Genomic DNA, 13,403 nt, shown 5'->3' on the forward strand with positions numbered 1-13,403 from the left:
GACATGCGCTTCCGGAACCAGACCGTCGTCGTCACGGGCGCGGGCGGTGGGATCGGTCAGGCGATCTGCCGGGCCTTTCATTCCGAGGGCGCGCGGGTCGGGATCGCCGATCTGCCGGGCTCGGCGGGGGAAGCGTTCGCGCGGTCGCTGGGCGACCGGGCACTATTCGTGGCGCTCGACGTAACGCAGGAAGCGGACTGGGTCGATGCGCTCGATGCGGTGGAGGCGGCGTTCGGTAGCATCGATGTGGTCGTCAACAATGCCGGCTACTTCCAGCCTAACATCGCGTTCGAGGAGATGCCGCTCGACGTGTGGCAGCGGCATTACGCCGTCAATGTCGACGGTACATTCCTAGGGTGTAAGCACGGGATACGCCGCATGATGGCACGGCGGCGCGGCGCGATCGTCAACATCGGATCGGGCATGTCGATCAAGGCGAACCCGATGGCCAGCGCCTATTGCGGCGCGAAGGCGGCGGTGCTTATGACGACCCGGACCGCCGCCGCCAGCGCCGGCGCGTACAACATCCGCGTCAACGCGGTGCTGCCGGGCGCGGTGGACACCGCGATGCTGATGGGCAATCTGGTGGAGGGCGAAGTGCCCGCCGCCTATCTCGACCGGATGGCAAAACATTCGGTGCTCGGGCGGCTCGCTACGCCGGAGGATATCGCGCACGGGGTGCTCATGCTCGCCGACCCGGCCAGCAGCGCAATCACCGGCGTTTTTCTGCCCGTCGACGGGGGCAATCTGCCGGGGGCGTGAGCCTTGCAGGCAGCTCGATAGCGGCCGATTTGATCGCCTGACGGCAACTGCATTCGCAATTGCAGCAATTCTGATCGCTGGACGGCGAAACCGTGCGAAACGTTCCCCAAAGTATCGGCGAACGGGAACCTTGATGCGTCGGCGGCGAACGGTCGCGACAGCACAAGGGGCCGTCATGATGCGCATCGAGATCGTTAAGCACACCGCTCTTGGAACCACGGCGCTGGCAGGATGCCTCTTCCTGACGCCCCCCGCCGCAGCGCAGGACACGTCCGTCCCCGCTACCGGCACCGCCGCCGCACCGCCGGACGGACTTGGTGACATCGTCGTGACCGCGACCCGAACGGAACAGTCATTGCAACGGGTGCCGGTGGCGGTAACCGCGTTTTCCGAAGAAGCGCTGACCCGTCTGCAAGTCCGGTCCGTCAAGGATCTGAGCCAGATCGCCCCGAACGTCTCGATCACCCAAGTAACCGGCGGCTCGGCCGGAGTCGCCCCCTATGTGCGCGGAGGCGGCGTGACAGATGGCGCAAACATCACGTCCGAGCCGGAAGTCGGCTTCTATATCGACGATGTCTATCAGCCGCGCTCGGCAGCGTCGTTCATCGAAGCGCTCGATATCGAACGGATCGAAGTGCTGCGCGGGCCGCAGGGCACGCTCTATGGGCGCAACAGTTCGTCCGGTGCGATAAAGATCATCACCCGGAAACCCGGCACTGTGCTTGCGGCCAAAGCCGAAGTCGGACTAGGCACCTGGGGCGATCGCTACGCTAAAGGCTCGATCAGCGGGCCGGTCAGTTCGGACGACAGATGGCGGCTCGGCTTCTCCGGCCTGGTCCGCGATCGCGACGGGGGGCGGCAGACCAATACGACGCTGGGCAAGAAGGTCGGGGCCGAGCAGTATCGCGGTTTCCAGAGCGAACTCTATTATGCCGGAGATCGCGTTCAAGCACGCCTCAAAGGCTTCTATTCCAATTACAAGAGCGACGGTCTCTATCCGGTCGCGCTTGATCCCAATACTGCGACGACCGACTATCGCGCGATCCAGCCCGCGAGCGGATCATACCGTATCGTGACCTCCCCGAACCCGTCATTCACGCGCGACAAGCAATATGGCACGAGCCTGAACGTAACCGCCGACCTGACCGACACGCTCGTGCTCTCGTCGGTGACCGGCTGGTCGCATCTGACCGACGATTGGGCGCTTGATTTCAGCGGCGGCGTGCCGCTCGCAGCGATCGGCATTCCTGCGCCGGGCTATGCCGCCCTGTTCGACCGCCGGTCCGAAAGCCACCAGACGTCATTCAGCCAGGAACTGCAGCTGCGGGGTTCGGCGTTCGGCTCGTTTGTCACCTATGTCGGCGGGCTATATTATTTCCGGGAATCAGGTGCACAAGCCGTAGACACCAGCATCTTCTTTACCCCGGCCTCGGTTCGGTTCGGCGTGACCACCGACAGCTACGCCGCATTCGGGCAAGTCGGTTTCCACCTGACCCCCAAGCTGACCCTCACGCTAGGCGGCCGTTACACCGAGGATCACAAGAAACTCGACGCGGTGGTCAATGGGACGCCGGTCGTGCGCGGCGACACGTTCAAGGATTTCCTGCCCAAGGCCGACGTCAATTACCAGCTACTGCCGTCGGTGCTCGCTTATGCGAGTTATAGCGAAGGCTTCAAGGCTGGCGGATATAACGGGCTCGCCGATACCGCGGTCGCGCTCAACTCGCCCTTCGCACCGCAAAAGGTGAAGGCGTACGAGATCGGCGTAAAAAGCGACTTCTTCGACCACCGCGCGCGCGTCAACCTGTCGGCGTTCATCAACGACTATACCGATCTGCAGCAGCAGCTGGTCACCGATACCGGCGCGTTCCTGACGCAGAACTACAATGCGCGGCACAAGGGCATCGAAGCCGAACTGAGCGTACGGCCGGTGCGGCCGCTGACACTGTGGACCAACGGGGTCTACAATGACGGCAAATATCGCGACTCCGGTTCAGGGGCCGGCGCGCTGACCGGAACGTACGTCGGCAACACCATGACCAACGTATTCAAATACCAGTTGACGACCGGCGCGGACCTTTCGCTAAAGGTCGGGCGTGGCGCCTTCGTCCTCGGCGGCAATTACGGATATCGGTCGAATTATTTCGCGACGCCGGACAATTCGTTCTTTGGTCATGTGCCGAGCACGCAATTGGTCGATGGCTATGTCGGCTATACGCTGGACCGGGTGACAGTGCGACTTGCAGGCAAGAATTTGACCGACGAACGCTACTGGACGACCGGCTTCGGCTTTAGCGTGATCCGCCCGCGCTTTCTCGCCGACCCTCGAACATTGCGACTGTCCTTCGCTTACAAGCTTTAGTTTTCGGGGGTGTGGGACCACACCCCCGTCACAGCTCAAACTGCCCCCCCCTGTCAGGTCGAGCTTGATGTCACCCGCAAGGACGGTGTTGGTCGCCATACTCGTCTAAGCCGCAGCAAGGCGTCCGTCGGCCATATCACTAGACCTGCCGAGTCTGGGGATTGTCATTCCTGACTGGGCGAGCGGCGGTGCCAATCGTTATCCCGAGGGCGGCGATCCGCTGCTCAAGGTTGCGATAGACAGCGGCACCCCGCTCCTTCGTAGACGCATGCGAGTCGAACGGATCATGGGGTTCGAACAAAGGGCAGGTAGCGAGAACGCTGCCCTTGTTCTCACAACCGGCCTGTTCGGCCCCTGATCGCCTGCCAATCACCTCGGTTTGCCTTGCTGCTTCTAAGCATCGCGGTTGGTCTCGCGGCAAAATGATAGTGTCCTAATGCCTACACTTGGCTGGCAGTGGCACGCGTGCCGCCGGTTCGGCCGCGCAAGACCCATAAGTCGCCGTTCAGAGCCCTCCCCGCTTTCCCAACTTCAAACGCTCATTAATCTCAGCCAGACGGTCGTTTGACCAGTCACCAAAGCCGGCCTCGGAGGGCAAGAACTGGAACGAAGCGGTCTTTCCAGAGGGTTACTGTGAACGTCTGGTTTCGGACGGACCGGCCATTCGCGGGGCCGCGGGAGTCGGCACAGCAGCGAGCAATCCTGGCCGGTAGTAAATTGTACGATTCTGAAGAGGTCGTGCCGAGATTGCGGTCGTTGTTCCCTGACGAAAAAACCATGCCTTCGGGGTTGTCGCACACTTTCCCAATCCGACAGGGTTTGTCGGACACTCGAGCCAATGTAGAGATCCCGCTATGCCGCTCTCACCTCAATCATCGTGAATTTGCGGGTGGTGCTGCATCGACAAACATGTGTTTGGCGTCACCCTCAAAGCGTCCGCAGCCATTCGCGCTATGAATTCGACAACGCTTGCGAACTGCCATCCCGCGCGTTCGCTGGCCTTGCGCGACGCGAAGAGGATATCGAGTGCCAACACGGGCCCGCTGATGGCCCAGCCCCGTAAATCACCGTTGTCGACCGCTTCCATCACATATCGTTCCGGCAAGAGCGCGTAGCCGACGCCCGACTGTACCAATTCCTGGATGAGCCTCGTCGAGTCAGCCTCCATCTGAATGTCCAGCCTCACGCCGCTCCGGTGTGCTGCGTCGTTGATCGCGGCCCTGACCCCCAGGTGATGGGATGGCACGATCAAGGGCAATGCCAACGCCTTTTCGATATCGACGGAGGAGCCGGACGGCGTCTTGGTGCCAGGTGGGCCGACAAGCATGAAAGGCAGGGACAGGAGTTTCTGTTCGTTAAGAAGATCGTTGCGGGAAACCTCCTCGAGAACCGCGAAGTCGATCATGCCCCGTGCTAGCCAGTCGCCCAACCCGCCGGTCGGCCCCTCGATCAGCCTGAAGCGGATATTGGGAAAGGCCGAGCGCAGTTGAAGCGCCAGCGAATGACCCGTCAGTTCGGCGACGCTGGATGGCAGGCCCAAGGCGAGATGCGCAACCCCGCGCGAAGCCCCCGAACGTATTCCCTGAATTGCCAATTCCAGTTCGCGCAACGGCGCGGCCACAGAAGAATGAAGTCTTTCGCCATCGCCGGTGAGGCGCATTCCCCGAGCCGTGCGCTCGAACAGAGTGACGCCTAATTCCTCCTCCAGCAAACGCATTTGTCGACTGAGCGCGGACTGGGCCACCCGTATCATGCCCGCCGCGCGCGTCAACGAACCATCCTCGGCAATCCGCACGAAGTAGCTGAGCCGTCTGATTTCCATGAGCTACCCTTCAAGCTATCTAATCTTGATATGCAAGCGCGCGTAAATTGAAATAGCGGCATAGCCGGTATTTGTGCATCCCGGCGTCAGCACACGAAGATGTGAAGATGCAGGAGCAGGATATGGGCTTTTCCGAAAAGTACGGGCCGTGGGCTTTGATCGCGGGAGCGTCTGAGGGAACCGGTGCGGCTTTTGCCCATCATCTGGCGTCCGAGGGACTCAAGCTGATCCTGATCGCCCGGCGCGAGCAACCGCTGGCAACGCTGGCGGCCCAGTTGCAGGCCGCTTACGGTACCGAGTCTATCACTGCCTCCATCGATCTCGCTGCTCCGGACGCCATCGACAAGATTGCGGCCGTCACCGAGGGCCGTGAAGTGGGCTTGTACATCAGCAACGCGGGCGGCGATCCCAATGGCACCGCCTTCTTCAAGACTGATATCAGGGCGTGGACCGATCTGGTTGCGCGCAATGTAGTCGCGGTGATGCAGGCGTCTCACCTGCTCGGCGCCAAGATGCGCGAACGCAAGCGTGGCGGGATCATCTTGGTCGGATCGCGCGCGTGCTATGGCGGCGCGTCGGGGCTCGGCGTCTATTCGGGCAGCAAGGCGTTCGACCTCTGCTTTGGCGAAGGACTTTGGGCCGAATTGCGCGGCCATGGCGTAGATGTTCTGAACCTGATCCTGGGCCGCACCGATACGCCGGAATTCCGCCGCTGGCTCGAAAGTCGTGGAGCGCCGATGCCCAGCGATGTCGCGACTGCAGAAGACGTGGCCCGTGTCGGCCTGGAGCGCCTGCCTTATGGACCCGTGCACAACTGGGGCCTTGAGGATGACGACGCAGGGCGCATGCCCCAGTCGGCTGTCGCTCGCCGAAATCGCATCCTCGCCATGGAGGCGGCAATGCAAGACTTGAACCGCGCGCAGGCATGACCCGCTCGCTTCAGGACGACAGGCAAGCCATCACGGACCTGATCCACGTCTACTGCCGTTCCGTGGACAGGCTGGACGTCCCGCTGGGCCACAGCATTTGGAACGAAAGCGCGACCGCCGATTACGGCGAAAGCTTCCATCAGGGGCCGGGCAAGGCCGTGATCGACAAGATCTGCGCCTCCCATCGCAGGCTGCTCGCCCATTCCCACCAGATCGGCAACATCCTGATTACGCTCGACGGCGACCGCGCCGGGAGCGAAGCCTATTGCACCGCGACGCTGCGTTTGCAGCGTGGCGACACGCTGATGCAGATGAGCGTGTGGACCCGCTATGTGGATCGCTGGTCGTATCGGGCCGGACGCTGGGGGCTCGACCACCGCATCGCCATCCGCGACTTCGATGAGATACGCGCGGTGACCGCCCTGAGCCAGCAATACTTGGGTAGTCGCGACCACGCCGATCCTTCCTATGCAGCGCTTCACTTACAACCACAGGACAGGCTATGAAAGCAGCGTACATCCAGAACGGCGCCGTCCATGTCGGCGAGATGCCGGATCCGATTCCCGGAATGGGTCAGGCGCTCGTGCGTACCCACAGCTGCGGCATGTGCGCGTCCGAAGCGCACTTCCTCCATTCCGGCGAGACGATCATCGGTTTGTCGAAGATCCATGGCGGACCCTATGCCGGTCTCGACTTCAGCCGTCCCTTCGTTCCCGGGCATGAATATGTCGGCGAGATCATCGACTATGGTCCGGGCAGCAAGCGAACGGTAAAGCCGGGCCGCAAGGTCACCTCCATCCCGATCATGCGCCAGTCGGGTGCCCACGCGATCGTTGGATTCAGCCATGACTGCCCCGGCGGTTTTGGCGAATACATGCTGCTCGACGAGGACATGATGCTCGAGGTGCCCGCCGATCTCGAGGACGATCTGGCCGCGATGACGGAGCCGCTTGCTGTCGGCCTAGAGCATGCGCGGCGGGGGCGGCCGGACAAGGATGACGTCGTCTTGGTCATGGGCTGCGGGGCCACCGGTCTCGGCGTTATTGCCGGTCTTAAGCTGATGGGCATCGCGCCGATCATTGCGGCTGATTTGCACGAAGGGCGGCGTGCGCTGGCCATTGCGATGGGCGCGGATATCGTCGTCGATCCGCGCGGGCTATCCCCCTATGGCCCACTTCCCGATCTTGGCGAGCGGCGGGCGAACCTCATCTATGAGTGCGTCGGCCTGCCGGGGCTTCTTCAACAGGTCATCGCCGGCGCCGGCTTCGGGGCTCGGATCGTGATGGGCGGCTATTGCATGGAGCCGGAGCAGCTGCTCGTCTTCGCGGCCCAGAACAAGCGCCTCAACATTCAGTTCGCGGGGGGCGAAGAACCGCAGGATATGGAGCTTGCCTTGCACGCGATCGCAGACGGACGGGTAGACGTCCGTCCTTGGCTGGGAACGCGCATCGGGTTGAACGGCGTTGCCGCCGCGATGGGCGACATGTCCAATCCGATTGCGCCGATCCGCACAGTGGTCGATCCGCGCGGGCTGTAGAGCACGCGAGTTATTAAACCTCCCCCGGTGGCATTGGCATGGCCGGCTCGCAAAAGCACGGCGTGCCAGGACACGGGGGGCGCCGAGAGAGATAACGGCCAATGATCAGGGTTGGAATCATCAGCGCGAACTGGGGCCTACGCCCACAGGCCCGCATGGGAATCGATCGATGGGGTCGAGGTCACCGCCATTTGCACCTCGCGCCGTGAAACTGCCGAAGCCGCCAGCGCGCGCCTGAATATCCCGCGCGCGTTCTGGAATGCCGAGGAGATGGCGGCGGACCCCGACCTCGACATCATCGACATCGGCACGCGGCCCGATCTACGCCACGCGATGGTGCTGGCGGCGCTGCGCAACGGCAAGCACGTCTACAATGGCATCCCGATGGCCAAGGACATCGACGATGCCCGCGACATGCATCGCGCGTGGCAGACTGCTGGCACCGTCTGCGTGGCAGACTGCTGGCACCGTCGCAGTGGTGGACGCGTTTTCGCAGTGGATTCCCGCGCTCGCCAAGAGCAGGGAAATGCTCGATGCCGGCTATATTGGCAAGCCGTTGGGCGGAAGCTGCCGGTTCAACATGGCGCTGTTCAATCGCCCTGACCCCGGATTTCCCTACAACTGGTTCTCGCAGGCCGGCCTCGGTGTGTCCTCGATACGCAACAACGCGAGCCACCTGATGCATTATCTGATCCATCTACTCGGCCCGGCCCGGTCGATGAACTTGTCGCCGACGACAGTTTGGTGCCGAAGGAATGGGTGCTTGCCAATGGCGACAAGCTGAGCCCGCAAACAATGATTGTGCCAACGTGCTGCTGCGGTTCGCGTCCGGCATGGTTATGCCCATTCAGGTGTGCTGGACAGCGGCTCAGGCGGAAGGCTGGGCTGTCGGTCTATGGGGAACCGTTGGCCGAATCCTATCGACCTCACCGATCTTTCCGAGCAGCAAGGACTGCAAGCTATTTGGTGGCAGGCTCGACGGAAATGGCGAGGCTGCACTTCACACTGGCCATTTGAAACCCATTGAACTTGGCAAAAACCTCATGCGCGATCCGGCGGTGAAGATCGACGCAGACCATCCCGTGCCACCCGCCTATCCTATGGCCCTGTCGATGAACGCGATGGTACAGGCGATCAGGGGGCACGGCTCAGCCAAGCCCGATTTTAAGCAGGCCTGGCAGGTCGAGCGGATGCAGGAAGCCATCCGGCGATCAAGCGCCGAACGCCGCTGGGTTGGCTTGGCTGAAATCACCTAGGGGCTGTTATGGATTTGTGGCGAGCGCAACGGCCTGTTTCTTCAGAAGACAGGCGAAGGCGACGACGTGAAGTTCTGCGAGTGTTTCAGCATAGCGCTCGTAGTCTTTGATGAGGCGCCGGAAGTGGGTCGCCCACGCGAATGAGCGCCCGACATCCAGCCTCGGGCAGAAGGACAAAGCCGCGTTTGGCTTCTGGCAGTTTAACGACCCCGAGTGCGACGCCGTGCTTGGCTGCGGCATTGGCGGCAGCCAGTATAACCGTAATCGACCCAGGCGAGTTCGACGGTGTCGTTGGTGACGGCCTGTACGGTACGCGCGAGCCGTTCCACTTCGCCGCGGTCCTGGGCGCTGGCTGTCTCCGAACCGCCAGAATAGAGTTTTCCGCGTGTGGGGACCTGCACGAACGAGTCTCCAGCACTCGCCGGTCGGCCGCTCGACGATCCGGCGAATGTACGCGGCATCGACATGATGGGTCTCGGCAGGAAGCCGGTGGACCAGTTCGTTGTGCCAACTGCCGCCTAGATCCAGGTGGAACACCTCTTCGACATAGCCGCCATCGAGGATCTCGGTGTCGAAACTCCAGGGGCGATCATGCGGGGTCGCATGCGGCTCTTCCATTCTGAACCGGTGTAGCGCGCGTCCGTCATCCAGATGATATTTGGTAAAGGCCCGCGACATGCGCTCGACGCTGACGATCCGCGTGCCGTCGGGAACGTGGGCAGTGGCTGCTCGCGGTAGTGGCATACTCACGGTTCGGTCACCTCTTCATAACAGCCGGCGCGCCGCAGCTGGCGGACGATCCCGTAGAACGCCGCGGTCACACCCTGTGCCCTGCCGATCTCGTTCTCCTGCCGGGCGGCATCCCAGTAGAGCTCGAGGGGCCAGCGTTCCGGGCAGTGCGGGAGCAGGCAGCGTAGCGCCAACCGGATCTCGACGACATCGACGCGAGCGTCCGAGCAGCGCGCAACGCCTCCCCGCACGATATGCATCGATAGCGCGATGACAACGCGCCGATGACGGACGAGTTTGGCCACTAGTGGAAGTCGTGAGATTTGAACTTCACGACGGCTTCCGGGTCCATGCCGTCCGCATGGGGCGGCCAGTAAGAGTTGCGCGGGTTCGGGCTCCAGCCCTGTCGCCACGGTCGGGGGAGCCAGCATGTTTCGCACCGTCACCACGGCCGGTGCAGTGCGGGAACGACATCTCGCCGACGCGGTGCAGAAGATCGCCATGGTCAATGATCCGGTCGCAAATGACGTGGATGACCTTGCCCTCCTTCTGCACCCTGCCCTTCATGCCGATCATCGAGGCGGACATGACGGTTCGGCGCTGGCGCTCGAACCGATCGGGCCACAGGATGCCGGCGGCGATTCCGGTTTCGTCTTCGACCGTAATGAACAGCACGCCCTTGGCAGATCCTGGCTTCTGGCGAACGAGGATGATACCGGCGACCTCGACATGGCGTCGGTCGCGGATAGTCGCCAGGTCCGCGCATTTGGTAACGCCCCGTCTGGCCAATTCGTCACGGACGAAGGTCAGCGGATGCGCGCGCAGCGAGAGTTGCAGTGCGGCGCCGACTGCGAACGGTCATCCCGGAGCGCGACCACCGGAACCGTTCCGATCGCGTTCGCTTTCGGGGAGGACGGAGCCGGTGCGGAAAGGGCCGCAGTGCTCACGATCAAGGCCGTGATCAACATGGGAATCCGTCCTGCTAGACTGCCTGTGTGAAGGTGCGCGTGTGCCCCTTGCCGACGACGCTTGGTCGCCATCGGCAAGGAACAAGAGTTCAGCGCTGCGCAGACGACGCCTCAAAGAAGACGGCGCTCAGAAGATGTGGCGGATACCGAGCATGCCCGAGATGGTGCGCAACTTTGGCTCGTAACTGGTCGCGACACCTGCATCCTGGCCTTCGAACGCCAGCTTGTTCGTCTGCGAATAGCGGCCGCCAATTTCGAGCGTTGTCTTGGGCGCGACGTTGATACCGAGGCCGGCATCGGCGTGCCACGTCATGCCCCAATCCTTGCCTGAATAGCTGCTGCTCGCGCCGCTGGTACCGACCGCGACAGGTTCGCGTCGACCCGCTTCGATGGAGCCGCTGGCGACCTCGCAAGATCGATTAGGGCAAAATCGACCCGGGCATCGCCGCCGCGGATTATCGGGTGCGATCGGGCGCGGGGACGCACTCGATGCCTCCGTGCGATTGAGATGCGTACGCTTTGGTCTTAGGTGGGACGGGAGACGGGATCGCTGGAGCATGACCGGACTGGTGATGCCGCGGACCGATAAACCAGGGCGAGGTATTGTATTGACCGACCTGTCGCAGCGCGAGACGCGGACGGCCGACGCCGGTCCAGCGGATGGCCGGATGCTGACCGCGGATGTTGTGATCGTGGGCGGAGGACACGGCGGCGCGGCCTGCGCTATCGCATTGCGCAAGAACAGGTTCTCAGGATCGATCCTGATCGTTGGCAAGGAGAGTGAGCTCCCTTACGAACGCCCTCCCCTCTCGAAGGAATATCTTTCGGGCGAGAAGGTCTTCACGCGGATCCTGATCCGGCCAGAGAGTTTCTGGGTCGATCAGCGGATCGATTTCCGTTGCGGATCACGCGTCGTCTCAGTCGATCCGGCCGAGCATCGCATCCAGACCGAGGACGGCACGACGATCGGTTACGGTCGGCTGATATGGGGAACCGGCGGAACGCCGCGCAGGCTGAGCTGTGCCGGACACCATCTGAAGGGCGTGCATACCGTCCGCGACCGGGCCGATGCCGACCGGATGATCGACGAGTTGCCGAACGTGCGAACGGCAGTCGTGATCGGCGGCGGCTATATCGGGCTCGAAGCGGCTGCCGCGCTGACCAAGTTCGGCAAGTCGGTGGTGCTGCTCGAAGCGCTCGACCGAGTGCTTGCGCGCGTGGCCGGCGAGGACCTGTCCCGGTTCTTCGAGGCTGAGCACCGCGCGCACAGTGTCGACATCCGGCTGGGACAGGTGGTCGACTGCATCCTCGGCGACGACCGCGTGACCGGCGTGCGATTGGCGGACGGCGCGGTGATCGATGCGGACATGGTCATTGTCGGCATCGGCATCATCCCCGAAGTCGCGCCATTGATCGAAGCCGGTGCAAATGGCGGCAACGGCGTCGCGATCGATACGGCATGCCGCACCAGCCTGCCCGACATCTATGCGATCGGCGACTGTGCGCTCCACGCCAACCGCTACGCCAACGGTGCCGCGATCCGTGTCGAATCGGTGCAGAACGCTAACGATCAGGCGACCGTGGTTGCAAAGGACATAGTCGGCCAGATCGCCGACTATGATGCGATCCCGTGGTTCTGGTCGAACCAGTATGACCTGAAGCTTCAGACCGTCGGCCTGTCGATCGGCTACGACGCGACGGTGTTGCGCGGCGATCCGGCGACACGCAAATTCTCCGTGGTGTACCTGCGTGCCGGCCATGTGATCGCGCTCGACTGTGTCGGTACGGTCAAGGATTACGTCCAGGGGCGCAAACTGGTTGAAAGCGCGGCGGTGATCGCGCCGGAGATGCTGGCGGATACCAACATGGCGCTCAAGGACATGGTTGGCTGACCAAGCCGGGGACAAGATCTCGCGCTTGCCCACCCCTTCACCATATCTCCATTGAACCTGCCCTATCCGTTCATCGCACTCGACCATCTCTCCGTCGGACGCCGAGCTGCTCGGCACCCTCGTCTGCGGAGAGCCCCCATGACGAACATATTCGCACCGATCGTGTCCCCGCTGGCAGGTGGCCTGGAGAAGCCGTTCGGCTTTTTCGCCGCGCGGCTGCGCCCGTCGCAAAGCGTCATGGCGCCGTGCCTGATGGGGTTCACCGTGACCTGCCTGTTGCTGTCCGGTTGTGCGGGCACCAAGCCGCTCGCCTATTCCGGGATCGCTTCCGCGCCGCAATGCGCGCCGACGCCGGATCCGATCGGCTTCCCTATACCTGCGCCACGCCGATCAACTGGCAAGACTATAGTCGCATCCTGATCGAGCCGGTGGTCGCGTATTACGGGCCGGATGCACAGTTCGGCAAAATTCCGGAGCAAGGCAAGCTCGCGCTTGCGCGCTGCATGGAAGAACAGTTCACCGAAAACTGTCGCCGCCGTTCGAACTGACCGAAACCGCCAAGGCGCGCACGCTGCGTCTGCGCCTGACGTTGACCGGGGCCAAGCCGACGATGCCAGTGGCGGGCAGCTTCTCGAGGATAGACATCGCGGGCGGTCCCTACAACATGGTCCAGGCGATCCGCAGCAAGGAAGGATCGCTGACCGGATCGGTGTTCTATGCCGTGGAGATCTACGACGCGTCGACCAACCGGCTGCTTGCCGCGCGCATCGTCAAGCAATACCCGGCTGCCCTCAACATGAAGGCGACGTTCGGGGCGCTGACGGCCGCCAAGACCGGCATCCGCAAGGGTGCCGAGGAACTGGCCAAGGAATTGAACGGACAAGCGCCGAGCCAAGCCTTTGTAGGCGGGAACGCGGATGCCGCCGAAAACGACGAGGCACCCGAGGCGATCTACGATCCGCAATCGCTGCCCCAGCCCGGGCGTCAGCCTCGGCGTGGCGCGCGTGATGCGGCGGCCGATCCTTCCGATGCCGATGGCGGGCGACCGACGGTCTATCCAATCTTCAAGAAAGGCGAATATGATCACTGCCGCCAGCGCGGCGGCAAATGATCCGCCGGGGCGGGTCAGTCCGCTCCGATGTTTCG

At 62.8% G+C, this 13,403-nt stretch carries 13 protein-coding genes and 2 pseudogenes; 10 read left to right on the plus strand and 5 right to left on the minus strand.

The annotated features are described in order from the left end of the window. Positions 1 to 3 precede the first annotated feature (3 nt). Both SJY41_RS08610 and SJY41_RS08615 read left to right on the plus strand, forming a co-directional pair. The gene (locus SJY41_RS08610) at positions 4 to 762 is read left to right on the plus strand and encodes an SDR family NAD(P)-dependent oxidoreductase (protein ID WP_380780831.1); all 759 of its coding nucleotides are present in this window, start codon (positions 4 to 6) and stop codon (positions 760 to 762) included. Positions 763 to 937: 175 nt separating this feature from the next. Next, a complete protein-coding gene (locus SJY41_RS08615; protein WP_380780833.1) occupies positions 938 to 3,124 on the plus strand; it encodes a TonB-dependent receptor in 2,187 nt (728 codons plus the stop codon). 868 nt (positions 3,125 to 3,992) lie between these two features. Here SJY41_RS08615 and SJY41_RS08620 read toward each other — a convergent pair. Beyond that, positions 3,993 to 4,946 carry a LysR family transcriptional regulator gene (locus SJY41_RS08620; protein WP_380780835.1) on the minus strand — a complete coding sequence of 318 codons (954 nt, stop codon included), beginning with the start codon at positions 4,944 to 4,946 and terminating at the stop codon, positions 3,993 to 3,995. 107 nt (positions 4,947 to 5,053) lie between these two features. Here SJY41_RS08620 and SJY41_RS08625 point away from each other — a divergent pair, with 107 nt between their 5' ends. The 5 genes from SJY41_RS08625 to SJY41_RS08645 all read left to right on the plus strand — a co-directional run bounded on the left by SJY41_RS08625 (position 5,054) and on the right by SJY41_RS08645 (position 8,668). Next, positions 5,054 to 5,875 carry an SDR family NAD(P)-dependent oxidoreductase gene (locus SJY41_RS08625; RefSeq protein WP_380780837.1) on the plus strand — a complete coding sequence of 274 codons (822 nt, stop codon included), beginning with the start codon at positions 5,054 to 5,056 and terminating at the stop codon, positions 5,873 to 5,875. Then, complete coding sequence (locus tag SJY41_RS08630; RefSeq protein WP_380780838.1) at positions 5,872 to 6,381, plus strand: nuclear transport factor 2 family protein; 510 nt, start codon at positions 5,872 to 5,874, stop codon at positions 6,379 to 6,381. The genes SJY41_RS08625 and SJY41_RS08630 overlap by 4 nt, the downstream gene beginning before the upstream one ends. Continuing rightward, the gene (locus SJY41_RS08635; protein ID WP_380780840.1) at positions 6,378 to 7,412 is read left to right on the plus strand and encodes a zinc-binding dehydrogenase; all 1,035 of its coding nucleotides are present in this window, start codon (positions 6,378 to 6,380) and stop codon (positions 7,410 to 7,412) included. The genes SJY41_RS08630 and SJY41_RS08635 overlap by 4 nt, the downstream gene beginning before the upstream one ends. A gap of 111 nt (positions 7,413 to 7,523) precedes the next feature. Next, entirely contained in the window at positions 7,524 to 8,015 is a 492-nt protein-coding gene (locus SJY41_RS08640) for a Gfo/Idh/MocA family protein (RefSeq protein ID WP_380780842.1), read from the plus strand. A 206-nt stretch (positions 8,016 to 8,221) separates the two neighbouring features. Beyond that, positions 8,222 to 8,668: a hypothetical protein gene (locus SJY41_RS08645; RefSeq protein ID WP_380780844.1), complete on the plus strand. Its 447-nt coding sequence runs from the start codon at positions 8,222 to 8,224 to the stop codon at positions 8,666 to 8,668. Between the two features lie 6 nt (positions 8,669 to 8,674). Here the strand turns inward: SJY41_RS08645 and SJY41_RS08650 are convergent. From SJY41_RS08650 to SJY41_RS08665, 4 genes and pseudogenes are all read right to left on the minus strand, one after another. Next, positions 8,675 to 9,021, minus strand: a pseudogene (locus SJY41_RS08650) (IS5/IS1182 family transposase); the annotation flags it as partial. 393 nt (positions 9,022 to 9,414) lie between these two features. Beyond that, positions 9,415 to 9,657 carry a hypothetical protein gene (locus SJY41_RS08655; protein WP_380780846.1) on the minus strand — a complete coding sequence of 81 codons (243 nt, stop codon included), beginning with the start codon at positions 9,655 to 9,657 and terminating at the stop codon, positions 9,415 to 9,417. A gap of 44 nt (positions 9,658 to 9,701) precedes the next feature. Further along, a pseudogene (locus SJY41_RS08660) lies at positions 9,702 to 10,234 on the minus strand (OB-fold nucleic acid binding domain-containing protein); the annotation flags it as partial. 258 nt (positions 10,235 to 10,492) lie between these two features. Next, entirely contained in the window at positions 10,493 to 10,678 is a 186-nt protein-coding gene (locus tag SJY41_RS08665) for a hypothetical protein (RefSeq protein WP_380780847.1), read from the minus strand. Positions 10,679 to 11,033: 355 nt separating this feature from the next. Here SJY41_RS08665 and SJY41_RS08670 point away from each other — a divergent pair, with 355 nt between their 5' ends. The 3 genes from SJY41_RS08670 to SJY41_RS08680 all read left to right on the plus strand — a co-directional run bounded on the left by SJY41_RS08670 (position 11,034) and on the right by SJY41_RS08680 (position 13,368). After that, positions 11,034 to 12,257, plus strand: a complete 1,224-nt coding sequence (locus SJY41_RS08670) for an NAD(P)/FAD-dependent oxidoreductase (protein WP_380784088.1) — start codon at positions 11,034 to 11,036, stop codon at positions 12,255 to 12,257. Positions 12,258 to 12,595: 338 nt separating this feature from the next. Next, positions 12,596 to 12,805: a DUF3313 family protein gene (locus SJY41_RS08675; protein ID WP_380780850.1), complete on the plus strand. Its 210-nt coding sequence runs from the start codon at positions 12,596 to 12,598 to the stop codon at positions 12,803 to 12,805. A 29-nt stretch (positions 12,806 to 12,834) separates the two neighbouring features. After that, the gene (locus SJY41_RS08680) at positions 12,835 to 13,368 is read left to right on the plus strand and encodes a DUF3313 family protein (protein ID WP_380784089.1); all 534 of its coding nucleotides are present in this window, start codon (positions 12,835 to 12,837) and stop codon (positions 13,366 to 13,368) included. Positions 13,369 to 13,403 lie beyond the last annotated feature (35 nt).

Origin of the sequence: Sphingomonas sp. R86520 (assembly GCF_042466285.1) — a bacterium.
In the GTDB taxonomy this organism is placed as follows: Bacteria; Pseudomonadota; Alphaproteobacteria; order Sphingomonadales; family Sphingomonadaceae; genus Sphingomonas.